The sequence below is a fragment of the Streptomyces desertarenae genome (assembly GCF_042681365.1).
Lineage (GTDB): Bacteria > Actinomycetota > Actinomycetes > Streptomycetales > Streptomycetaceae > Streptomyces > Streptomyces desertarenae.
Genome location: NZ_JBHUFU010000001.1, coordinates 568147 through 589988 on the forward strand (window position 1 = coordinate 568147; position 21842 = coordinate 589988).

The following is a 21842-nucleotide window of genomic DNA, read 5'->3' on the forward strand; positions in this document are numbered from 1 at the left end:
GATGCAGGCATGCGCATCGTGCCCACCCCCTTCGACCACCCCGACGCCGTGAAGCTCAACGACCTGGTGCAGCAGGAGTACGCCGAGCGGTACGGGAGCGAGGGCGATGTCACCCCGCTGGAGCCGTCGATGTTCCGGCCGCCGAACGGCCTGTTCCTGGTGGTGTACGACGAACTGGAGCGGCCCGTCGCCACCGGCGGCTGGCGCGCGATGGACGAGAACGAGGAGAACTACCGCGACGGCGACGCCGAGTTGAAGCGGATGTTCGTGGTCCGCGAGGCCCGCGGGCAGGGCCTCGCACGCCGCGTCCTGGCCCTGCTGGAGGAGGACGCGCGCCGGGCCGGCCGCGTCCGGATGGTGCTGGAGACCGGCACCATGCAGCCGGAGGCGATAGCGCTGTACGAGTCGAGCGGCTACGCCCCGGCCGAGAAGTTCGGGGTCTACCGCCACGAGCCGAACAGCCGCTGCTACGCCAAGCCGCTGCGCTGAGCCCCGTCCGGCTCCCCCTCCCGTCCGGCCCGTCCGGCTCCCCGCGGCCTCGGCCCGCTTGACCTCAGGCCCGCTTGACCTCAGGTCCGCTTGAAGTCCTAGCGTCGGTTCCGCCGGGCCCGGGACCCCTGCCCGGCCACCGCGACGGGAGGAGCGCCATGACGGAGCACGACGACGGGACGGGCCGCCGGTGGGACGGCGGCCTGCTGGACCTGGACGCCTACCTGGCCCGGATCGGCCACACCGGGGACCTCTCGCCCACCCCGGAGACCCTGCGCGCCCTGCACCGCGCGCACGTCCTGGCCGTCCCCTTCGAGAACCTGGAGGTCCTCCTGGGCCGGCCGGTCCTCCTCGACCTCCCCGCCCTCCAGGACAAGATCGTGCGCGGGGCGCGCGGCGGCTACTGCTTCGAGCACGCCCGGCTCTTCGCCGCCGCCCTGGAGCGGCTGGGCTTCGGCGTCACCGGGCTGTCCTCCCGGGTCGGCATGGGCTCGGACCGGGTCCGGCCCGCCACGCACGCCGTGCTGCGGGTGGAGACCGCCGAGACGCCGGAGACCGGGCGGGTGTGGATCTGCGACGTCGGGTTCGGTGCCGGACCCCTGGAGCCGATCGGGTTCGCCGACGGCGCCGCCACCGCCGACAGCGGCTGGTCCTTCCGGCTGGAGCGGCGCGCCGCCCCCGGGGCGCCCCCCGGCGCCGGGGAGTGGACGCTGCGCGAGCGGCGCGCGGACGGCGGCGGCTGGCTCGACCTGCACACCTTCACCGCGAACCCGCAGTACGCCGTGGACTGGGTGGTGGGCAGCCACTACGTCTCCACCCACCCCCGCTCGCCCTTCGTCCGGCGCCCGGTCGTCCAGCGCACCGGCCCCGACGTCCGCCAGGCGCTGCACGGGACCACCTGGACGACCACCGTCCGCACGGACGGTTCCCGCCGGGAGCGGAAGCTGGAGCCGCACGAGGTGCCCAAGGTGCTGGAGGACGTCTTCGGCATCGCCCTGGACGCGGAGGACGCCGCGGCGCTCGCCGCGGTGCTGGAGCGCCTGCCGGCGGACGACGGGCCGGCCGAGGTGCCGGCCGGGTGAGGCGGGGGTGTGCCGCCGTCCCCGGCGGCACACCCCCACTCGCGGGGCCCTACCCCCGCGCGCCGTTCAGCACGATCCAGTCCTCGTTGTCGGACGGGTCGCCGTCCTGGCGGTCCCACCACTCCGGCAGGTGGACGCGGCCCCGGGCGCCCTCGACGGCCTCGTCGATCCGCAGCTCGAAGGCGAAGTCGCGCCGGTCCGACTCCAGCAGCGGGGTGAAGGCCATGCACAGGTAGTCGCCGGTCCGGGTGCCCTCGTCCGAGTACTGCGGGTGGCAGTCCTCGGGCACCTCGGTGAACGTCGCGCCCTCGGGGGCCTCCACGGTGAAGGTGACGGGTTCGCCGCCCGAGCGCAGCAGCGCGAGCCAGGCCGGGCCGTGGTTCTCCAGGGTGACGTCCACCGCCACCGTCTCGCCCGCGCCGCCGTGCGCGCTGTCACCGGTCAGGTCCAGGTCGTAGGTGTTGGCGGTCGGGAGGTCGAGTTCGGCGTACCGGACGTAGTCGGCCGGGTCGGCGTCCCGCACCGCGCGCAGCGCCAGCTTCCCGCCCTTGCCGCGGCGGTACTCGCCGCTCGCGCGCAACCGGTCGGCCTCGCCGGCCCCCAGGGTGGTGAATCCGTAGGAGAAGGCGTCCTGGAGGGCGAAGTCCGCGGTCCTCACCTTGACCGGTGTGGCCACCCGGTACGCCGTGCCCGCCTCGAACGTCCCCTCGAAGGTGCACAGGGCGGTGTGGCGCTCCCAGGGGCTGCCCTCGTTCTCCACCGCGTACTCGCAGTTGCGGAACTCCTGGGGGAAGGAGAGCCCGCGTGTGCCGCTGAACCGCAGGACGGCGCCGTCCGCGGGCAGGCCCCCGACGTTGTAGAAGCCCAGCGGGGCGCGGAAGGTGTCGCCGGCGGCGAAGCCCTCGGGCTCGGTGAGCCGGCGCATCCGGAACTCCGGACCGCCGACGCGCACGTCGACGCTGTGGCCGGTGAACTCCAGTCCCTCGCCCCGGCCGGTGACGGTGATGGTGCCGGTGGCCCCGGCCTCGCTCCCGGCGGCGGGGGTGAGCCCGATGCCCCAGTCCCGGTTGTAGCTCTCCCCCGCGTAGAGCTCCCACTCGGTGCAGACGGCCACCAGCCCCTCGGCGTCGCAGGGCAGTTCCACGTCGGCGACGCCCTCGAGGCCGGTGGCGTCGATGGTGACCGTGTACTCGCCGTGGTGCAGGGGCCAGATGATGCCGTCCCCGTCGGGTTCGGGGTCCTCGCCGGGGCCCCTGAGCCCGATGCGGAGCTGCGGCTCGCCCTCGGCGGGGTCCGCGTCGAGCGGCAGGTCGTAGGTGTCCGGTCCGGTGATGGCGACCGGGATCGGCGCGGCGTCCGCCGGTTCCCCGTCCGCCGCTCCGGCCGGGCCGGCGGTGCCGACCGCCAGCAGGGCGGCCGTCAGGCCGCCGGCGGTCCACAGCCGCAGTCCGCGGTACGAGTGGTTGCGCACTCCTGGTTCCCCCTCGGTGGTCGATGTGGTGCGGGCGCCACGCGCGTGGCCCCGTCTCCATGACCGCCGCCTCTCCCGCGCGGTTGTACGCGCCGCGGTCACGACTTGGTTTCCCCCGTGCGCGGTCCGCGGGCCGCACCGCCCTCCCGCCGGGTGCCGCCGGTAGTCCGGTGTCCCCGCCGGCGCCTGCGCCGGCGCGCAACAGCGGCTGTACGCGTGATCACGTGACTAGGCTGGCCGGATGGCGGGGAACGAGGGTTTCGGCGCGCTGTTGGAGCGGTTCGCGGATCACCGGCGGTCGGGGATCGGTGCCCTGGCCCGGCTCGCCGGCGTCTCCGGGGCCGAACTGCCGAGCCTGCTCCGCGGCGGGGCACCGAGCCCTTCCCTGCTCCGACGGCTTGCACCCGCCCTCGGGTTGCACGCGGCGGACCTCTTCGCGATCGCGGGTGTGGCCGTGCCCGACGACCTGGCCCCTGTGGACACGAGGGCCGGACGGCACGTGCCCGACCTCGTCCGCCACACCGTTGCCCTGCCGCCGCAGAAGCGTGCCGCCTTGCGCCGGTTCGCGGCGTCCCTGCCGCGGGAGGAGCGCACGCGACCTGTTCCCGTACCGCCGGTGCACGAGCGGTACCCTGCGGGACCCGGTGCCCTGCTGATGCGCATGGCCCGGAACCGGAACCTCGACTGGTCCGCCACTGCCAGGACGTTCCTGGTGCTCACCGGCCGGTACTGGTCGGCTGCCACCTACGGCGGAATAGGCCGCGGTCGCACGCGGCCGACCCCCGGGCTGTTGGTCGACTTCTCCGCCGTGCTCGGCGTGCCCGCCGGTGACCTGGCGGTGTTGACCGGCGTCGCGCTGCCCGGCGCGCCCCCGGACCCCGGACCGTCCGCTGCCGGCGTGGCCGAGCTCATCTGGGACGTGCGGTGTCTCACCGCACATCAGCTCCAGCAGGTCATCGCCAGGGCGGAGGCCATGCGGCAGTAGTCGGGGCGGGAGTCGGGCGGAGGCGGTGCCAGGCCCGTTGCGGCCGGACGACCGCCGACGGCCTCGGATTCCGCACCGGAGTCGTCCGAGCCTGCGTTCGGCCGCGTGAGCGACCCGGCCGAGGTTCCGTGGCGGCGAGGTTGCCGATGTCGTGCTCGACCGGGGACCGGACGCCCTCGGCCGGATCGAGGCCGGGCGCGCGCGGGCAGCTGCACGGCGGTGAGCCGGCAGCGCCTTCGCCGGGCCCCCGAGCACCTCGTCCGGCGCGTCCGGCGGGGACGCCGCATCCGGTACCGCAGCGGCCTCATCGACGGCCGCTTCACCGGGGCCGGCCCGGCCATCAGACCCGGACGCCCCGGGCGGTCACGGGTTCGCCGCCGGTAATCCGGTGTCCCCGCCGGCGCCGTGGCGGCTAGCGTCCCGGGGATGACCGACAACGACGCCGGGGCCGCCGCCGGCCCGCCGCCCCGTCTCGGCCGGCTCCCCTTCCACGGGCCGCTCTCCGACGCCCGGGCCGACCGCATGGTGCGGCGCCTGGCCCGCACCGCTCCCGCCACCGTCCTCGACATCGGGTGCGGCTGGGGGGAGTTGACGCTCCGGATCCTGGCGGCCGTGCCGGGGGCCGCCGCCGTCGGCCTGGACCTGGACGCCGGCGACCTGGCGCGCGGCCGCCGTGCGGCCGGGGAGCGAGGCCTGGCCGGGAGGGTGGAGTTCGTCCGGGAGTCCGCCACGGGGACCACTCGCGGCCCCGCCGACCTCGTCCTGTGCCTCGGGGCCGGGCACGCCCTCACCACCGCCGAACCGCCCGGCCACGTCCCCGCCGCTCTGCGGGAGCTGCGCCGGCTGGTCCGCCCCGGCGGGCGCGTGCTGTTCGGGGAGGGCTTCTGGGAGCGCGCGCCCACCGCGGAGGAACTGGCCCGCATGTGGTCCGGGGCCTCCGCCGCCGACCACCCGTGCCTGGCGGAACTGCTGGACGCCGCGGTGGACGCCGGGTTCCGGCCGGAGTGGACCGAGACGGCGAACCGGGACGAGTGGGAGGAGTTCGAGTCCGGCTACCAGGCGGACGCCGAGGAGTGGCTGGCCGCCCACCCCGGCCATCCCCTCGCCGCCGGGACCCGCGAGCGCCTCGACCGGCACCGCGCCGCGTGGATGGCCTACCGGGGGGTGCTGGGGATGGCCTACCTCACGCTGGTCCCCGCCGGCTGACCGTCCGCCGCCCGTCGCGGGCTTCCCGGATCCGTGCCCTCCCCGCGGGGGCGGCGCCGCCGGACGGCGAAAGCCCTTCCCGGATCTCCCGGGAAGGGCTTCGTTGCGGTGTGGACCTGAGGGGGTTTGAACCCTGACCCCCTCGATGCGAACCGCCGGCTGTGAGGCCACTGCGGTCCGGGGTGCCGCTCATGCGGGTACCGAGGACCACTGACGGTCGGCTGGGGTGCGGTGGTTGCCGTACTCCGCCGCTGCACGGCAGCCACTGCCGCCTGCAGGACCGGTGGTCGGCGTGACCGAGCAGCGTGGCGGGTGCTGCCGCACTGCCGATGAGCATCCGTACTCATGCCTGAGGGCGCCCTCCGGTCCATCGTGGGGACCACCAACCCGGACGGACCCGAAGGAACCCCCGATGCCGAGTGCCTCCCGCCCGCGCCGTATCCCGCGCCTGCGCCGACTTCCTGCGCTTGCCGTGGACAACTGGCTCGCCCGGGGCTACCTGGCCTCGTTCGCCGCCTCCGTCCTGGTTGTGCTCCTCTTCCCGGACAGCGGCTTCGCCCCGGGGCCCCTGATGCTCACGGCACCCCTCTCCTTCCTGAGCGTGATCCTCCCCTTCGGCCCTGGCACCGAGGGCAGCGGGGCGGTCGAGGTGTTCACCGTCGGCTTCCGGACCGTATGGCTCCTGCTGTGCGCCCTCGTGAACGCCGCCGTGCTGGGCGCCCTCGTCGCGAGATTTGCGACCACCGCACCGGCCGGCGCGCGTGAGCCCCTCCCGCGTATCGCGGCTCCCTCCGAGCGGGGGAGAACGGACAGGGCACGTTCTGCGCGTCACCGCCTGCAAGGAGTTCGAGCCCTCCTGGCGCCCGCGGTGGACAACTGGCTCGCGCGCGGGTACCTCGCTGTGGTCGCGGCGGCGCTGGGGTTCTTCCTGTACGCCGTGTACCTATCACCGGGCCCGGGGTTCGCCGGGATCTGGCCGCTCATGGCCACGGCGCCGCTCGGCTTCCTCGCCTCCCTGGTGGCGGCACCCGCGGAGCACTCCTCGCTCGCCTGGCTGAGCCCGTTGATCTTCTCCGCCGGGGCGGTCCTGTCCGGTCTGGTCAACGCTGTGCTGCTCGGCCTGCTCGCACGCGGACTGCGGGCGCGGGAAGCGCATCAGGCCGCCTGGGGGACGCCGGACACCAGTCGGCGTCCGCACCTGAACGGCCCCTGACCAGTACAGATGATCGGGGGCCGTCGTCGTGCTCGCTGCCTGCCGGTGACCGCCGCTCCCGCTCGATGGGGCACGGAAGGGGCACGGGTCTCATCTGGCTCGGAGTCAGAAGCCGAAGAAGTGACGCGTGCCCTCGCCGACCTGGAGGCCTTCCGGCGACCAACGCTGTGATCTGCGGCTTGCCTGCCGACGGTTGCCAGCGTCGGCCGCCTTCGGTTGCCCTCGGACGGCCCAGCAGTCAGTACCGGAAGCGCGCGGAATCCCCGTCGATGCGCAACAGGAAATCCGTGATGGGCTCGCTTCCGTCCTCTGGAACCAGCTCAAGTCCCAACGCGTGGATGGCCTCATCGGCCTCCACGGCAGCATCGGTGTCCTGTCGCTCCCAAGCAGCGTGTGAAGCCTCGAAAAGAGGCCTGAGGGCGGGCCAACCGCTCGAAGCCTCGAATCGACAGTCATGCCAGAACATGTCGACTCCTTCGAGGGAGAGCCTGCCGACCTCTTCCTCACCACGGCGCAGTCGCCACACGCGGTCGCTCACCTCCTCTCCTTTCGGCCGGAGAGCCGCACCGTATCGCGTGGCCGGTGCGGGGAGGCTTCGGGCGGGAGCTGCCTCGGGGCGAGAGATCGGGGCCCGTACGCTGACCTGCGCGTCGGGCCGGCTCCTGGCCTGCCCGCAGTAGCCCGATGCGGGCCCCGATCGCCGAGGCTCGCCCCAAGGCGGCTGCCCGAAGCCGTGAAGCCGACCGGGCCCGGCCACCGCGGGTTTCTCCTCGTCGGCCTGGTCGCTCAGCCGCGCGGTGGGCGGACGCCGGGCCGGAGCGGGGCGAAGACAGGAGCGTCGGCCCGGCGGGGAGCCGGGCCGCGCGCGGCGAGCGGCAGCGAGCCGCCTTGACGGAAGGTGGCTGCTGCACTCCGCTGCTGTACGGCACGGAAAAGCCCCTCCTGGGTGATCCCGGGAGGGGCTTCGAGCTGTGTGGACCTGAGGGGATTTGAACCCCTGACCCCCTCGATGCGAACGAGGTGCGCTACCGGACTGCGCTACAGGCCCCTGCAACGGGTGAAACCTTAGCATCCCCACCGCCGTGCGCAGAAATCCGTTCCCGCGCAGGTGACGGCGGACGGGCCCGTCACTCGTTGGCGGCGCGGGGGCGGTCCTCGTCGGCGTACTGGTCGAACAGCGGGGTCTGCCGGCGCGGGGCGGACACCGCCGGAGCCTGCCGGTCGGACGGCGCGGAGACGGGGGACGCCGCGGGCAGGGGGACGCCCGGGGACGACGGCGTGGAGGCCGTGGTGGAGCGGGCCGAGCTCCAGGCGTCCGGGGCGCCCAGGTCCACGCCGCCCGCGGAGCGCGGGGCGACCGGGGCGTTGACGTAGGTGGGCAGCGGTACGGGGGTGGGCTCCCAGCCGCTCTCGGCGGAGGCCGGGGAGCGCTCGCGCCGCTGGGCGTCGACCCACTCGGCGTGGTCGGTCTGCTCCACCAGGGCCCGCCGTTCGGCGGCCTCCGGTCCGGGGTCCGAGCCGGGTCCGGGGTCGGGCTCCGGCTCGGCGGGCGGGGCCGCGGGGGAGGCGGCCGGGGCCCCCTGTGCGGCGGGGGGGACGGAAGCCGCGGAGGCGGCGGGTGCGGGCTTCGGGGAGGCGGGGGCGGGCGGGTTGCCCCGGCTCTCGCGCAGCCTGCGGGCGGCGGCTTCGGCGCGGCGCTGGTCCATGACGAACTCGAAGCGGCGCCGCTCCTGGGCCCGCATGTGGGCGATGTAGGCGCTCAGCAGCCCGGCCGGGATCGCCGGAGCCCACAGGAAGGCCACGCCGCCGACCGCCGCGACGATCGCGCCGAGCGTGAAGGCCAGGAAGAGGACCATGGTGGTGCGGCGGCGCCGGGCGAGCAGCTTGGCCCGGCGTTTGCTGCCGGTGCGCTCCGCGCGGTCGCCGCGCCCCGTCCGGGCGCCCGTCGCATGGTCGGTGCGGGTGGGCGGCACCGGGCGGCGGATCTCGGTGAGGGCCTCGGCGCGGGCCATCGTCGCCGGGCCGGGCACGGTGTGCCGCTCGGTCACGGGGGCGGCGAGGGCCCGGACGTCGACGCCGTCCGGGGCCGCGGTGCTCCCGTCCCCCCGGGCGTCCTCCCCGGACCCGTCGAGTCCGCCCGACTCCCTCAGGCTCCTGGCGTACCGGCGTTCCATCGCCGCCCGGCCGGACAGCAGCCGGATGGCCGTACCGAATCGCTCCGTCGGACGAGCCTCGTTGAGTTCGTCCTGCCGGCGGAGCCACATCGGCACCAGGTAGGCGGCCCAGGCCCCGACGATGACTGCGTAGATGAGGCCGCTGCTGCTCACGCCTCTCACCGTAGAGGGGTTCGGCGAGGGCCATACGCCAATTGGCGCGGTGTGTCGCACGATCCGGCTGTTATCTCAACCGTTTTTTGCGATGCCGTCGGCTTGTGGCCGCGAATATGCCCGAGCGCCCGGCGGAAGGTGTCCGATCACTGGCTATTATCGAACATTTATTTTATTTCCGCGATGTTCCCGGAGTTCCGTGGTCGGCCCGGCCGTGCCAGCGGTTCAGCATTCCCTCGGGCACCTCCTCCGCCGTCAGCGCGTAGACCAGGTGGTCGCGCCAGGCGCCGTCGATGTGGAGGTAGCGCGGCCGCAGCCCCTCCTCGCGGAATCCGAGTTTCTCCACCACCCGGCGGCTGGGCCCGTTCTCGGGCCGGATGCAGACCTCGATCCGGTGCAGCCCGACGGCGCGGAAGCAGTGGTCGACGGCGAGCGCGACGGCCGTCGGCATCACACCGCGCCCGGCCACCTCGCGGTCGACCCAGTAGCCGATGTGCCCCGAGCACATCGAGCCCCAGGTGATCCCCGCGACGGTGAGCTGACCGACCAGCCGCCCCTCGTACTCGACCACGAACGGCAGCATCCGCCCCGCCTGCGCCTCGGACCGCAGATGGCGGACCATCTGCCGGTACGTCGGGCGCCGCGGCGGCAGGTGACCGGGCGGGGCGGGCGGAACGGTGGCCTCCCACGGGCGCAGCCAGTCGCGGTTGCGCTGGTTGACCTCGCGCCAGGCCCGGTGGTCGCGCAGCCTTATGGGACGGAGGGTCACGTCGCCGTCCGTCAGCTCGACCGGCCAGGGAGCGGTCAACGTTCCGCGTCCTTCCCGGCCGCGGCGGCGGGGGCCGCGCCGTCCGGAGCGTCCTGGCGGGGGTGGTCGCCGCCGCGGATCTGGTCCACGGCGTGCGCCAGCAGCCCGTCCAGCACGGCGAGCCCGTCGCGCACCCCTCCGGTGGAGCCGGGGAGGTTGACGATCAGCGTGGTGCCGGCCACGCCCGCGGTGCCGCGCGAGAGGGCGGCGGTGGGGACCTTGGCGAGTCCGGCGGCGCGGATCGCCTCGGGGATGCCGGGGATCTCGTAGTCCAGGACGTCCCGGGTCATCTCGGGAGTGCGGTCGGTGGGCGAGATGCCGGTGCCGCCGGTGGTGAGCACCACGTCGTAGCCGGCAGCGACGGCCTCGCGCAGGGCCTGCCGCACCGGTTCGCCGTCGGGGACGACGCGGGGGCCGTCGGCGGCGAAGCCCATCCGCTCCAGCCCCCGGACCAGCAGCGGGCCGGTGGTGTCGGTGTAGACGCCCGCGGAGGCGCGGTTGGAGACGGTGACGGCCAGGGCCCGGCCCCGTCCGCCGGCGCCGGGTGACTGCCGGGCGGTCATCGGGTGCGGCTCCAGTCCCCGGAGGCTCCCCCGGTCTTCTCCTCCACCCGCACGTCGGTGATGACGGCGGCCTTGTCGACGGCCTTGACCATGTCGACGACCGTCAGCGCCGCCACCGACACCGCCGTCAGCGCCTCCATCTCCACCCCGGTGCGGTCCGTGGTGCGCACCGTCGCGGTGATCTCCACCGCGTCGTCGGCGACGGACAGGTCGACCTTCACCCCGGACAGGGCCAGCGGGTGGCACAGGGGGACGAGGTCGGGGGTGCGCTTGGCGCCCATGATCCCGGCGATGCGGGCGGTGGCGAGCGCGTCGCCCTTGGGCACGCCCTCGCCCCGCAGCAGCTCCACCACGCGCGGCGCGACGAGCACGCGGCCGGTGGCGCGCGCGGTGCGGGTGGTGGTCTCCTTGGCCGAGACGTCGACCATCCGGGCGGCCCCCGCCTCGTCGATGTGGGTGAGGCCCCCGGCCGGGCCGCCGGTGCCTGCCTGTCGCGCGCTGCTCATCGCTCTCCCGCGTCGGTCCGTGTGGACGTCAACGGTACCCGCAGGCCCGCGGGCCCGGCCGTCTCAGTCCAGCAGCACGGTCTCCAGTTCGTCGCCCCGGGCGACCTCGGTGGTCCGCTCGGGTACGACGATCAGCGCGTCGGCCTGCGCCAGGGAGCCCAGCAGGTGGGACCCGGGGCCGCCCACCGGCCGCACCGTGCCGGTCTCCTCGCCGTCGGCCGGGGGCTCGTACCGGCCGCGCAGGAACTGCCGCTTGCCCTCGGGGGAGGTGAGCGGCCCGGAGCCGTCCGGCTCCACGCGGGCGCGGACGGTGCGCCGGCCGACGGGGTCCAGTCCCATCAGGGCGCGCAGGGCCGGGCGGACGAACAACTCGAAGGAGACGTAGGAGCTGACCGGGTTGCCCGGCAGGGCGAAGAGCGGGACGCCGTCGGGCCCGACCAGGCCGAAGCCCTGCGGCTTGCCGGGCTGCATGGCCAGGCGGCGGAAGTCCACGCCCCGGGCGGGCGGTGCCGGCCTGCGCGCCCGGGACCCCTGCGGCTCCGGCCCGTCCGGTGCCTCGTCCGCGCCGTGGTCGCCGGGCTCCTGCTCCTCGGGGAGGACGCCGCCCAGGACGGTGCCCTCCAGGTCGGTCAGCGCCTCCTTGACCACGTCGTACGCCCCGACGCTGACGCCGCCGCTGGTGACGATCGCGTCGGCGCGCACGAGCTGGTCCTCGATCACCGTGCGCAGGGCGGCGGCGTCGTCGCCTACCGCGTCGACGCGGTAGGCGATGGCCCCCGCGGCCCGTGCGGCGGCGGTGAGGGTGTAGCTGTTGGAGTCGTGGATCTGCCCGGGGCCCAGCGGGGCGCCGGGGCGGACGAGTTCGCTGCCGGTGGAGAGCACCACCACGCGCGGGCGCGGCCGCACCCTGACGGTGGCGCAGCCCACCGCGGCCAGCAGGCCGATCTGCGCCGGTCCCAGGACCGTCCCGGCCTCCAGGGCGACGGCGCCGGCGCGCAGGTCGCCGCCCTTGCCGCGGACGTACCGCCCGGCCTCGACGGGCCGGTGGACGCGGACCTGGCCGCCCGCACCGGACGGGTCGGCGCTGTGGGCGGCCATGGTCTCGGCGGGACCGCCGCCGGTGCCGCCGTCGGTCCACTCCACGGGCACGACGGCCTCGGCGCCGGGCGGCAGCGGGGCCCCGGTCATCACCCGGGCGGCCTGGCCGGGCCCGATCCCGGGGAGGCTGCCGCTGCCCGCGGCGACGTCCCCGACGACCTCCAGCACCGCCGGCCCGTCCTCGCTCGCCCCGGCCACGTCGTCCACGCGGACGGCGTACCCGTCCATGGAGCTGTTGTCGAAGGGCGGCAGGGAGACGGGCGCCAGCACGTCCTCGACCAGCACGCACCCCTGGGCGTCGAGCAGGTGCAGCTCGATGGGCTCCAGAGGGCGCACCGACCGCAGGACGTCGGCCAGGTGGTCGTCGACGGACCAGGTTCCGCCCACGTCGCCTACAGCTCCTTCGCGGCGAAGTCGCGCAGCCAGTCGCGGAAGTCGGGGCCCAGGTCCTCGCGCTCGCAGGCCAGGCGCACGATGGCGCGCAGGTAGTCGGCCCGGTCGCCGGTGTCGTAGCGGCGGCCCTTGAAGACCACGCCGTGCACCGGGCCGCCGATGGAGGGGTCCGCGGCGAGCGTCTGGAGGGCGTCGGTGAGCTGGATCTCGCCGCCGCGCCCGGGGTCGGTCTTGCGCAGCACCTCGAAGACGGCCGGGTCCAGGACGTAGCGGCCGATGACGGCCAGGTTGCTGGGGGCGTCCTCGCGGGAGGGCTTCTCCACCAGGCCGGAGACGCGCACGATGCCGTCGTCGCCGGTGGGCTCGGCGACCGCGCAGCCGTAGAGGTGGATGGTGGCCGGATCCACCTCCAGCAGCGCCACGACGCTGCCGCCGTAGGTGGCCTGCACCTCGATCATGCGGGCCAGCAGCGGGTCGCGCGGGTCGATCAGGTCGTCGCCCAGCAGGACGGCGAAGGGCTGGTCGCCCACGTGCGGGGCGGCGCACAGGACCGCGTGGCCCAGGCCCTTGGGGTCGCCCTGGCGCACGTAGTGGATGGTGGCGAGGTCGGTGGACTCCTGGACGCGGGTGAGCTTGTCCTCGTCGCCCTTGCTCCGCAGCACCTCCTCCAGCTCGTAGTTGCGGTCGAAGTGGTCCTCCAGCGGCCGCTTGTTGCGGCCCGTCACCATGAGGACGTCGGGGAGTCCGGCGGCGACGGCCTCCTCGACCACATACTGGATCGCGGGCTTGTCGACGACGGGCAGCATCTCCTTGGGAGTGGCCTTCGTCGCCGGGAGGAAGCGGGTTCCGAGCCCTGCGGCCGGGATGACGGCCTTGGTGATCCGGGTATGTGAAGTAGTCATGTCAGCACCATAGCCGTAGGTCTGATACGTCACGCGCAGATCCGGTGGGTCTGCTGCGGTTTGCGGGCGATTGTCCCCGCCTGCGGAAGCATAATGCCGGGGCGACGGAATGATAATCCGCCCGCCGCGGCGGGAGCGCGCGGCCATCGGGCCCGGAGAGGACGGACACGGCATGACGGAGGCGGACACCGGCTCGGGGGCGGATGCCGAGGCGGACGCGGCGCACGAGGGCGGCGCGCACGGGAGCGGCGCGCACCCGGCCGCCGTCGCGCGGAAGCGCGCCCTGCGGCGCGCCCTCCTGGCCGCGCGCGCCCGGCTGGTGGAGGACGACGTGCGGCGGACCGCCGGCGCGCTCGTCCGGCACGCCCTGGACCTGCCCGAACTGGCCGGGGCCCGCACCGTCGCCGCGTACGTCTCGGTGGGGCGCGAGCCGGACACCCGTGCGCTCCTGGAGGAACTGCGCGAGCGTGGCGCACGGGTGCTGCTGCCGGTGCTGCTGCCCGACGACGACCTGGACTGGGCCGCGTACGAGGGCGCCGAGTCGCTGTCGCCCGCCCGCCGGGGGCTGCTGGAGCCCGCCGGGCGGCGGCTCGGGCCGGACGCGGTGGCCGGCGCCGACGCCGTGCTGCTGCCGGGGCTGGCCGTGGACCGGCGCGGGATGCGCCTGGGGCGCGGCGGCGGCAGCTACGACCGGGTGCTGGCCCGGGTCGAGGACTCCGGCTCCCGCCCGGCGCTGGTGGTGCTGCTGCACGCCGGCGAACTGCTCGACGAGGTGCCGGCCGAGCCCCACGACCGTCCGGTGCACGCCGCGGTGACCCCCGAGGGGGTGCACCGCTTCCCCGCTCCCCGGGGCTGAGGCCCGGCGGACGGACGGCCGGGGGCCGGGGCGCCGTCCGCCCCGGCCCCCGGCCGTCCGTGTGTGCCGCCGCCCCCGCTACGGGGTGAGGGCCATGGTGTCCTCGGTGGAGTCCTGGACGGCCTTCTCGCCGAACGGCCAGTCCAGCATCCTCCCCTCGGCCCACAGGTCCGTCTGGTCGGTGTAGTGGGAGTGGTAGGCGTGGCCGGAGGCGCCGGTGAGGTTGATCCAGCGCGACTTGTCCAGGTCGGCCAGGTTGACCACCATCCGCATCGACGGCACCCAGATCACGTCGTAGCCGCCCGCGGCGTTCCAGCCGGTGGCGTTGACGGTCGCCTCGCCGCCGCCCAGGTCCCACGGCCCGCGGTTGAGCAGGTGCTGGACGAAGCCGGGGCCCGCGGTGCCCAGCGTCTGGTTCCTCAGCATCAGCCGGTGCAGGCGGCCCCAGCTCCAGGTCTCGATGTCCTTGCCGAGCTTGGTGGTCAGCTCCCACCGGGCGTCCTGCATGGCGCGCGCCAGCAGCGCGTCGCGGTTCCCCTCGCCCTCCTCGAAGCGGCTGCCGAGCACCCACCAGCCGCTCTCGGGCTTCTCCAGCAGCGCGCGCACGACCTCGAACCAGCGGTCGCCGCCGTCGGGCTGCGCGGACTCCGCGGCGCGCTGGCCGCACTCGCGCACGGTGCGGGGGCGGCCGTCCAGGTCCTCCAGCGGGCCGGAGTCGTCGGCCGGGCGGACCCGCAGGCACTCGCCCTCCAGGCGGACCTCCCTGGGGAGCTTGTGGCCGAAGGCGAGCTTGAGGAGGTTGCGCCACACGCCGTTGAAGTAGGCGGCGGGCGCGGAGTCGGCGTCCTGGCTGTAGTCCCAGCCCTCCAGCAGCTTCTGCGCCTCGCGGACGTAGGGGTCCTCGACGTCGATCTTCAGCAGGCGGGGCACCAGGAGCTTGGCGATCTCGCTGCTGTTGTCCAGCTGCATGGAGGCCATGTCCTCCGTGGAGATCTTGCCGCCGTCCTTGATCTTGGCCCGGATCAGGTCGTCGATCCGCTGGCTGCGCGCGCCGTAGCCCCAGTCCTCGGTGAGCAGGTAGGGGTACTTCCCGGCGTCCACGACGGCCTGGTTGGCGGTGACGATGTAGCCGCGCTCGGGGTTGTACTCCCAGGGCAGCGCCTCCTGCGGGATCCAGCCGGTCCACTCGTAGGCGGGGTTCCAGCCGGGCGCCGGGTAGCGGCCGTCGTGGCCCTCGGCGCGGACGGGGATGCGGCCGGGCGCCTGGTAGCCGATGTTGCCCTGGGTGTCGGCGTAGATCAGGTTCTGGGAGGGGACGGCGAAGTCCGCGGCGGCGGCGCGGAACTCGGTGAAGTTCTTCGCGGCGTTGAGGGCGAAGACCGCGTCCATGGTGTTGGAGGGCTCCAGCGCCGTCCAGCGCAGCGAGACGGCGTAGCCCTTGCCGCGGTCGGGGGCGCCGTCGCCCACGGGGGCGTGGTCGCCGACGGTGCCCAGCTCGGTGCTGCGGTCGGAGACGATCGGACCGTGGCGGGTGGAGCGGACGGTGATCTTCCGGTCTTCGCCGCCGGCGACCTTGATGACCTCCTCGCGCGTCTCGTACGGGACGCGCTCGCCGTCGTAGACGTACGTGCCGTCCTCGATCTTCTCCAGGTACAGGTCCGTGACGTCGGCGCCGAGGTTGGTGAAGCCCCAGGAGATGTCCTGGTTGTGGCCGATCACCACACCGGGCATCCCGGAGAAGGTGAAGCCCGCGACGTCGAAGGGGCACGCCTCGCTGACCGAGGTGCAGTGCAGGCCCATCTGGTACCAGATCGAGGGCAGTTGCGGCGCCAGGTGCGGGTCGTTGGCGAGCAGCGGCTTGCCGGTGGTCGTGTACCGGCCGGAGACGACCCAGGAGTTGGAGCCGATGCCGTCGCCGTTGGGGCCGAGCAGGGCGGGAACGGAGGAGAGGGTCTCGGAGAGCGCGGCGAGCTGGGTCCGCACCCCGTCGACGCCCTGGACGCTCTGCTGGGCGCCCTGGCCGGCGACCCCCTGGCCGGTGCCCGCGCCCTGCTGGGCACCGCCGGGCGTGGTGGTGCCGGGCGTGGTGGCCGGGCCCGTTCCGGGGCCCTGGCCGGCGGCCGGGGTGGCCTCCGGGTCGTAGGCGCCGTCCGCGGCGCTCACCGCGCCCTCCTGGACGATCGGCTTGTTCCGGTCGTACGGGTAACCGGGGTAGAGCTCCTCGATCTGCTTCTCCGTCAGACGGCTGGAGAGCAGCGCGCGGTCGATCTCGTCCTGCATGTTGCCGCGCAGGTCCCAGGCCATGGCCTTGAGCCAGGCCACGGAGTCCACCGGCGACCACTTCTGCGGCGTGTAGTCGTTGGTGAGGCCCAGGGCGGCGTACTCCAGGGAGAGTTCCGCGCCGCTGCGGTCGGCCAGGTAGGCGTTGACGCCCTCCGAGTACGCCAGGAGGTACTTCTTCGTCGTGTCCGACAGCTTGCTGTCGTACTCCTCCTGCGCCACCTTCCGCCAGCCCATGGTGCGCAGGAAGGCGTCGGTCTCCACCTGGCTCTCGCCGAACATCTCCGACAGGCGCCCGGCGGTCAGGTGCCGGCGGACGTCCATCTCCCAGAAGCGGTCCTGGGCGTGGACGTAGCCCTGGGCGCGGAAGAGGTCCTCGGCGCTGTCGGCGTAGAGCTGGGGTATGCCGTGTCCGTCGCGCTTGACCGTCACCGGCGCCGACAGGCCGTCCAGCTGGAGTGAGCCGGTGGTCTGCGGGAAGGAGGCACGGACGGTGTCCACGCTCCAGTAGGTGCCGTAACCGACACCCGCCACGAGCAGCAGCACGACTGCGATCACGAGAAGGCGGGCGCGTCGCGTTTTCTTCTTGGCGGGCATCGCTGTCCTTCGAGGGCAGGGTGGGACCAGAGGTGCTGGAGCAACCTTAGGCCGAGCGGCGGCCCGGGCCGACAGGGAGTCCTGCCAACGGGAGTGCGACCTTCAAGCACTGGTAAATTGTTAGACATTGAAATGACTTTTGCGCGGCCGGGGCCCGGCCGCCGCCTCCGCGTCCGCTCCGACCGCACCATTTGCACCAGTCCTTACTGTTTGACGTTCCTTGCCCCGCCAGTGCCGCTCGCACCGTTTCACCCCCGCCCGTCCCCGCACCGGCCCGTACGGCCCGTACGGCCCGTCCCGGCCTGCCGCCCGTACGGCCCGCGCCGGCCCGCCGCCCGCACGGAAGGATCCGCCCCCTGACTGTCGACCGCCTCAACGAACTGATGCTGGTCTCCGCGCTCGTGCTGCTCGTGGCCGTCGCGGCCGTCCGGCTGTCGTCCCGCACCGGTCTCCCCAGCCTCCTGATCTACCTGGGCATCGGCCTGGCCATCGGACAGGACGGCCTGGGGGTCGAGTTCGACAACGCCGAGCTGACCCAGGTGCTGGGCTACGCGGCGCTGGTGGTGATCCTGGCCGAGGGCGGTCTGAGCACCAAGTGGCGCGAGATCCGGCCGGTCATGCCCTCCGCGGCCGTGCTCGCGACCGTGGGCGTCGGCATCAGCGTGGGCGTCACCGCGGCCGCGGCGCACTACCTGGTGGGGATGGAGTGGCAGCTCGCCCTGATCATGGGCTCGGTGGTCTCGTCGACGGACGCCGCGGCGGTCTTCTCCGTCCTGCGCAAGATGCCGCTGCCGAGGCGGCTGGCCGGGCGCGTGGAGGCGGAGTCGGGCTTCAACGACCCCCCGGTGGTCATCCTCGTCGTCGCGTTCTCGGCGACCGGGCAGCTGGACCCCTGGCACCTGATGCTCGGCGACATCCTGATGCAGCTGGCGATCGGCGTCGCGGCCGGGGTCGCCGTCGGGAAGCTCGGCGCGTGGGGGCTGCGGCGCGTGGCGCTGCCCGCCTCCGGCCTGTACCCGATCGCGGTGATGGCGCTGTGCGTCCTGGCCTACTCGGGCGGCGCGCTGGCGCAGGGCAGCGGCTTCCTGGCGACCTACATCTGCGGGATCGTGCTGGGCAACGCCAAGCTGCCGCACCGGCCGGCCACCCGGGGCTTCGCGGACGGCATGGCGTGGATCGCGCAGATCGGGCTGTTCGTGCTGCTCGGCCTGCTGGCCACCCCCTCGAAGCTGCTGGACGACTTCGGGACCGCGCTGGTCATCGGGCTGGTGCTGACCCTGGTGGCCCGGCCGGCGTCGGTGGTGCTGTCCACGCTGCCCTTCCGGCTGCCCTGGCGGGAGCAGGCGCTGATGTCGTGGGCGGGCCTGCGGGGGGCGGTGCCGATCATCCTGGCCACCATCCCGCTGGCCAATCCCGGCCGGGACAGCGAGCGGATCTTCAACATCGTCTTCGTCCTGGTCGTCGTCCTCACCCTGGTCCAGGCGCCGACGCTGCCCTGGGTGGCCCGGAAACTGGGGCTGGGCGCGGGCTCGGACACGACGGAGCTGGAGATCGAGTCGGCCCCGCTGGAGCGGCTGCGCGGCCACCTGATCTCCGTTGCCATCCCCGGGGGCTCGCGGATGCACGGCGTGGAGGTGGCCGAGCTCCGGCTGCCCAGGGGAGCCGCGGTCACCCTCGTGGTGCGGGACGGCAGCAGCTTCGTGCCGACGCCCACGACCGCCCTGCGGCACGGCGACGAACTGCTGGTGGTGGCCACCGACGCGGTGCGGGACGCGGTGGAGCGGCGGCTGATGGCCGTGGGGCGCGGCGGCAAGCTGGCGGGCTGGCTGGGCACGGCCGGCAGCTCGGCGCTGCGCAGGCGCTGAGGAGCGCCGCGCACCGCGCACCACGGGCCGTCCGCCGGCTCCGGAACGGCTCCGGAACGGCTCCGGAACGGCTCCAGGTCCGGCGGGCGGCGTCCTTGGGATGGGCCGGGAGGCGCTCGGGACACGCCGGAGGCGCACCGGGGCGCCCGGGCGCCGCCGGCGCGATCGGCTACCCTGAGGCCGTACGTTTGTCCGACTTTCTGGATCCCCGGAGTCTCGACTCCGCCTGATGCAGGGCCGGCGCGGCCGCCTGGCTGACCACACGCCGCGGTTTCGCGCGAGAGGACGGCCCTCGGCGCGCCCGCCGCCCCCCGGCGGACCTCCCGGTGTACGGGACCACGGCGCGCTACCAGGCGGCAGAAAGGTACGGCCGTGGCCACCACGGTCACTCCCGACCCGACCGCCCCGGTCCGGAAGCCCGGCTACCGGGAACTGCTGCGCACCCCCGGTGCCTGGACGTTCCTGCTCCCCGGCTTCCTGGCCCGCCAGCCCTTCGCGATGCTCACGCTGAGCATCGTGCTGCTGGTGGAGCACACCACCGGTTCGTTCGGCATGGCGGGCACCGTCTCCGCCGCCACCGGCGTCTCGATGGCCCTGTTCGCGCCGCGCAGCGGCAGGCTCGCCGACCGCTTCGGCCAGCGTGCCGTCCTGCTGCCCGGTGTGCTGCTGCACGCCGCGGCCGTCGGCGGGCTGGCCGCCCTGGCCCTGGCGGAGGCACCCCTGTGGGCCCTGCTGCTGGCGGCGGTGCCGGCCGGCGCGTCGGTGCCGCAGATCGGCCCGATGGTGCGGGCCCGCTGGGCGCACCTGCTGCGGGACGACGCGGCCGGACCGTCCGGCTCCCCCGGCGGAGCGCGGCTGCTTCCCACGGCGGCCGCGTTCGAGTCCGTCACCGACGAGTTCACCTTCGTCATCGGCCCGGTGCTGGCCACCGCGCTGTGCACCACCGTGCACCCGGCCGCCGGCCTGGCGGCCGAGGCCGCCCTGACCGTCACCGGCGGACTGGTCTTCGCCGCCCAGCGCCGCACCGCGCCGCCCGCACACCGCCGCGGCCGAAGGCACGGCGGCCGGCGGGCCTCGGCGCTGTCGGTGCCGGGGGTGCGGGTGCTGGTCGTGGCCTTCCTGGGCATCGGCGCGGTCTTCGGCGGGATGCAGGTGTCCCTGGCCGCCTTCACCGAGCACATCGGTCAGCCCGGCATCAACGGCCTGCTGTACGGGATCTTCGCCGGCGGCAACATGCTCTCCGGCATCGTCTACGGCGTCCTCACCTGGCGCTCGGCGCCGCACCGCCGGCTGCTGGCGGCGTACGCGCTGCTGACGCTGACCACCGCGCCGCTGTGGGCGGTCGACTCCGTGCCGCTGCTGGCGGTCCTGGGCCTGCTGGCCGGCCTCGGCATCGCGCCGAGCCTGATCACCGGGTTCACGCTGGTGGAGCGGCTGGCCCCGAAGGCCGTCCGCACCGAGGCGTTCACCTGGCTGACCGGTGCGGTGGCGCTGGGGCAGGCGGGCGCGGCGACGGCGGCCGGGCGGCTGACGGACGCCTTCGGGACGAGCGCCGGCTTCACCGTGCCGCTGGCCGTCACGGCCCTGGCGCTCGTCACCGTCACGGTGCTGCGCGGATGGCTGGAGCCGGGCGTAGAAGGCCCCCGGAAGGGGGACGGCGAGGGGGCCGGAGGGCGTGGCGAGGGTCACCGTGGGGCGGCCCCGGTGGACTAAGCCGCCGGAATACTGCACCATGGTGCGTCGTTAGCACTCCACAGGGAAGAGTGCCAGGAGGAGCAAGTGCCGACCTATCAGTACCAGTGCACCGAGTGCGGCGAGGGCCTGGAAGCGGTTCAGAAGTTCACGGACGACGCGCTCACCGAGTGCCCCAGCTGCAAGGGCCGCCTGAAGAAGGTGTTCTCGGCGGTCGGCATCGTCTTCAAGGGATCCGGTTTCTACCGGAACGACAGCCGCAGCTCCTCGTCCGGCAGCCCCGGGTCGAGCTCGTCGTCCTCGTCCTCCTCTTCCTCGGCGTCGTCGTCCTCGTCGTCCGAGAAGAAGAGCGGCGACTCGTCGTCCACGGCGAGCCCCTCGGCCGCCTGACCGGCGCCGCCCCGGACCGGCCTCCGGCCGGCACCCCGTAGCCACGCGGTCCGGACCCGCCCCGGCGCCCCGCGCCCCGGCGGGTCCGCCGCCCGGGCACCCGGCCCCTCGGGCGCGGGCCCCGGCGGGGGCTAGGGTGACGCCCATGAGCGCACAGGCGGAAAGCCCCTCCCCCAGGGCCCCCCGGGCCGAGGTGGGCGTCATCGGCGGGTCCGGGTTCTACTCGTTCCTGGACGACGTGGCCGAGATCGCGGTGGAGACGCCCTACGGCGACCCCAGCGACTCCCTCTTCCTCGGCGAGGTCGCCGGGCGGCGGGTCGCCTTCCTGCCCCGGCACGGGCGCGGCCACCACCTGCCCCCGCACCGGATCAACTACCGCGCCAACCTGTGGGCCCTGCGCTCGCTCGGCGTGCGCCAGGTGCTCGGGCCGTGCGCGGTGGGCGGCCTGCGGCCCGAGTACGGGCCGGGCACGCTGGTGGTGCCGGACCAGCTGGTGGACCGCACCAAGGGGCGTGTCCAGACCTACTACGACGGCGAGGCGCTGCCCGACGGCTCGGTGCCGAACGTGGTCCACGTGTCCTTCGCCGACCCCTACTGCGAGGCGGGGCGCGCGGCCACCGTCGCGGCGGCGCGCGGCCACGGCTGGGAGCCGGTCGACGGCGGCACCCTGGTGGTCGTGGAGGGACCGCGCTTCTCGACCCGCGCGGAGTCGCGCTGGCACGCGGCGCAGGGCTGGTCGGTGGTCGGCATGACCGGCCACCCCGAGGCCGTGCTCGCCCGGGAACTCGGCCTCTGCTACACCTCGATGGCCCTGGTCACCGACTTGGACGCCGGTGCCGAGACGGGTGAGGGGGTCTCGCACGAGGAGGTGCTGGAGGTCTTCTCCCAGAACGTCGGGCGGCTGCGCCAGGTGCTCTTCGACGCGGTGGCCGGGCTGCCGAAGGAGCGGGACTGCGCCTGTGCGCGGGCTCTGGACGGGCTGGATCCGGGGATCGGCCTTCCGTAGCCCCGCGCCCGCCGCCGGAGTCGCCGCCGGAGTCGCCGCCGGAGTCGGGCCGGCGCCGCAGCCGGCGCGGTCGCGGTCTCCGCGGCCGGTGGAGCCGGGGCCGAAGACGGCGG

General features: G+C 74.6%; 19 protein-coding genes and 1 tRNA gene. 10 read left to right on the plus strand and 10 right to left on the minus strand.

The genetic code is table 11. From position 1 onward, the window contains the following. Positions 1–9 precede the first annotated feature (9 nt). The gene (locus ACFSJS_RS02475) at positions 10–489 is read left to right on the plus strand and encodes a GNAT family N-acetyltransferase (protein ID WP_380896139.1); all 480 of its coding nucleotides are present in this window, start codon (positions 10–12) and stop codon (positions 487–489) included. Between the two features lie 158 nt (positions 490–647). Then, positions 648–1571, plus strand: coding sequence for an arylamine N-acetyltransferase family protein (locus tag ACFSJS_RS02480; protein WP_380896141.1), 924 nt, complete (start codon positions 648–650; stop codon positions 1569–1571). Positions 1572–1620: 49 nt separating this feature from the next. Here ACFSJS_RS02480 and ACFSJS_RS02485 read toward each other — a convergent pair whose 3' ends face one another. Then, complete coding sequence (locus ACFSJS_RS02485) at positions 1621–3042, minus strand: COG1361 family protein (protein ID WP_380896143.1); 1422 nt, start codon at positions 3040–3042, stop codon at positions 1621–1623. A 241-nt stretch (positions 3043–3283) separates the two neighbouring features. On the opposite strand from ACFSJS_RS02485, the gene ACFSJS_RS02490 reads away from it, so the two are divergent. The 3 genes from ACFSJS_RS02490 (at position 3284) to ACFSJS_RS02500 (ending at position 6446) form a co-directional block, all read left to right on the plus strand. Beyond that, positions 3284–4027 (plus strand): hypothetical protein, encoded by a 744-nt coding sequence (locus ACFSJS_RS02490; protein WP_380896145.1) that lies wholly within the window; start codon positions 3284–3286, stop codon positions 4025–4027. 426 nt (positions 4028–4453) lie between these two features. After that, positions 4454–5233: an SAM-dependent methyltransferase gene (locus ACFSJS_RS02495; RefSeq protein ID WP_380896147.1), complete on the plus strand. Its 780-nt coding sequence runs from the start codon at positions 4454–4456 to the stop codon at positions 5231–5233. A 412-nt stretch (positions 5234–5645) separates the two neighbouring features. Beyond that, complete coding sequence (locus ACFSJS_RS02500; protein WP_380896149.1) at positions 5646–6446, plus strand: SCO4225 family membrane protein; 801 nt, start codon at positions 5646–5648, stop codon at positions 6444–6446. Between the two features lie 238 nt (positions 6447–6684). Here ACFSJS_RS02500 and ACFSJS_RS02505 read toward each other — a convergent pair whose 3' ends face one another. The 8 genes from ACFSJS_RS02505 to galU all read right to left on the minus strand — a co-directional run bounded on the left by ACFSJS_RS02505 (position 6685) and on the right by galU (position 13043). Further along, entirely contained in the window at positions 6685–6984 is a 300-nt protein-coding gene (locus ACFSJS_RS02505) for a hypothetical protein (protein ID WP_380896151.1), read from the minus strand. Between the two features lie 436 nt (positions 6985–7420). After that, a tRNA-Ala gene (locus tag ACFSJS_RS02510) sits at positions 7421–7494 on the minus strand. Positions 7495–7573: 79 nt separating this feature from the next. After that, entirely contained in the window at positions 7574–8773 is a 1200-nt protein-coding gene (gene sepX, locus ACFSJS_RS02515; protein ID WP_380896153.1) for a divisome protein SepX/GlpR, read from the minus strand. 172 nt (positions 8774–8945) lie between these two features. Then, complete coding sequence (locus ACFSJS_RS02520; RefSeq protein WP_380896155.1) at positions 8946–9581, minus strand: GNAT family N-acetyltransferase; 636 nt, start codon at positions 9579–9581, stop codon at positions 8946–8948. Beyond that, a complete protein-coding gene (locus tag ACFSJS_RS02525; RefSeq protein WP_380896157.1) occupies positions 9578–10144 on the minus strand; it encodes a MogA/MoaB family molybdenum cofactor biosynthesis protein in 567 nt (188 codons plus the stop codon). Before ACFSJS_RS02525 ends, ACFSJS_RS02520 begins: the two co-directional genes overlap by 4 nt. Beyond that, positions 10141–10650, minus strand: coding sequence for a cyclic pyranopterin monophosphate synthase MoaC (gene moaC, locus ACFSJS_RS02530; protein WP_380896159.1), 510 nt, complete (start codon positions 10648–10650; stop codon positions 10141–10143). Before moaC ends, ACFSJS_RS02525 begins: the two co-directional genes overlap by 4 nt. Before the next feature lie 63 nt (positions 10651–10713). Next, the gene (locus ACFSJS_RS02535; RefSeq protein ID WP_380896160.1) at positions 10714–12135 is read right to left on the minus strand and encodes a molybdopterin molybdotransferase MoeA; all 1422 of its coding nucleotides are present in this window, start codon (positions 12133–12135) and stop codon (positions 10714–10716) included. A 5-nt stretch (positions 12136–12140) separates the two neighbouring features. Then, positions 12141–13043: a UTP--glucose-1-phosphate uridylyltransferase GalU gene (gene galU, locus ACFSJS_RS02540; protein ID WP_380896162.1), complete on the minus strand. Its 903-nt coding sequence runs from the start codon at positions 13041–13043 to the stop codon at positions 12141–12143. 172 nt (positions 13044–13215) lie between these two features. Here galU and ACFSJS_RS02545 point away from each other — a divergent pair, with 172 nt between their 5' ends. Continuing rightward, on the plus strand, positions 13216–13899 hold the full coding sequence (locus tag ACFSJS_RS02545; protein WP_380896164.1) for a 5-formyltetrahydrofolate cyclo-ligase: 684 nt from the start codon (positions 13216–13218) through the stop codon (positions 13897–13899). A gap of 78 nt (positions 13900–13977) precedes the next feature. On the opposite strand, the gene ACFSJS_RS02550 is transcribed toward ACFSJS_RS02545, so the two are convergent. Then, complete coding sequence (locus tag ACFSJS_RS02550; RefSeq protein ID WP_380896166.1) at positions 13978–16776, minus strand: penicillin acylase family protein; 2799 nt, start codon at positions 16774–16776, stop codon at positions 13978–13980. A gap of 383 nt (positions 16777–17159) precedes the next feature. On the opposite strand from ACFSJS_RS02550, the gene ACFSJS_RS02555 reads away from it, so the two are divergent. From ACFSJS_RS02555 to ACFSJS_RS02570, 4 genes are all read left to right on the plus strand, one after another. Then, the gene (locus tag ACFSJS_RS02555) at positions 17160–18641 is read left to right on the plus strand and encodes a potassium/proton antiporter (RefSeq protein ID WP_380896168.1); all 1482 of its coding nucleotides are present in this window, start codon (positions 17160–17162) and stop codon (positions 18639–18641) included. 372 nt (positions 18642–19013) lie between these two features. Continuing rightward, a complete protein-coding gene (locus ACFSJS_RS02560; protein ID WP_380896169.1) occupies positions 19014–20354 on the plus strand; it encodes an MFS transporter in 1341 nt (446 codons plus the stop codon). A gap of 66 nt (positions 20355–20420) precedes the next feature. Then, a complete protein-coding gene (locus ACFSJS_RS02565) occupies positions 20421–20723 on the plus strand; it encodes an FmdB family zinc ribbon protein (RefSeq protein WP_380896171.1) in 303 nt (100 codons plus the stop codon). 145 nt (positions 20724–20868) lie between these two features. Next, a complete protein-coding gene (locus ACFSJS_RS02570; protein WP_380896173.1) occupies positions 20869–21729 on the plus strand; it encodes an S-methyl-5'-thioadenosine phosphorylase in 861 nt (286 codons plus the stop codon). Positions 21730–21842 lie beyond the last annotated feature (113 nt).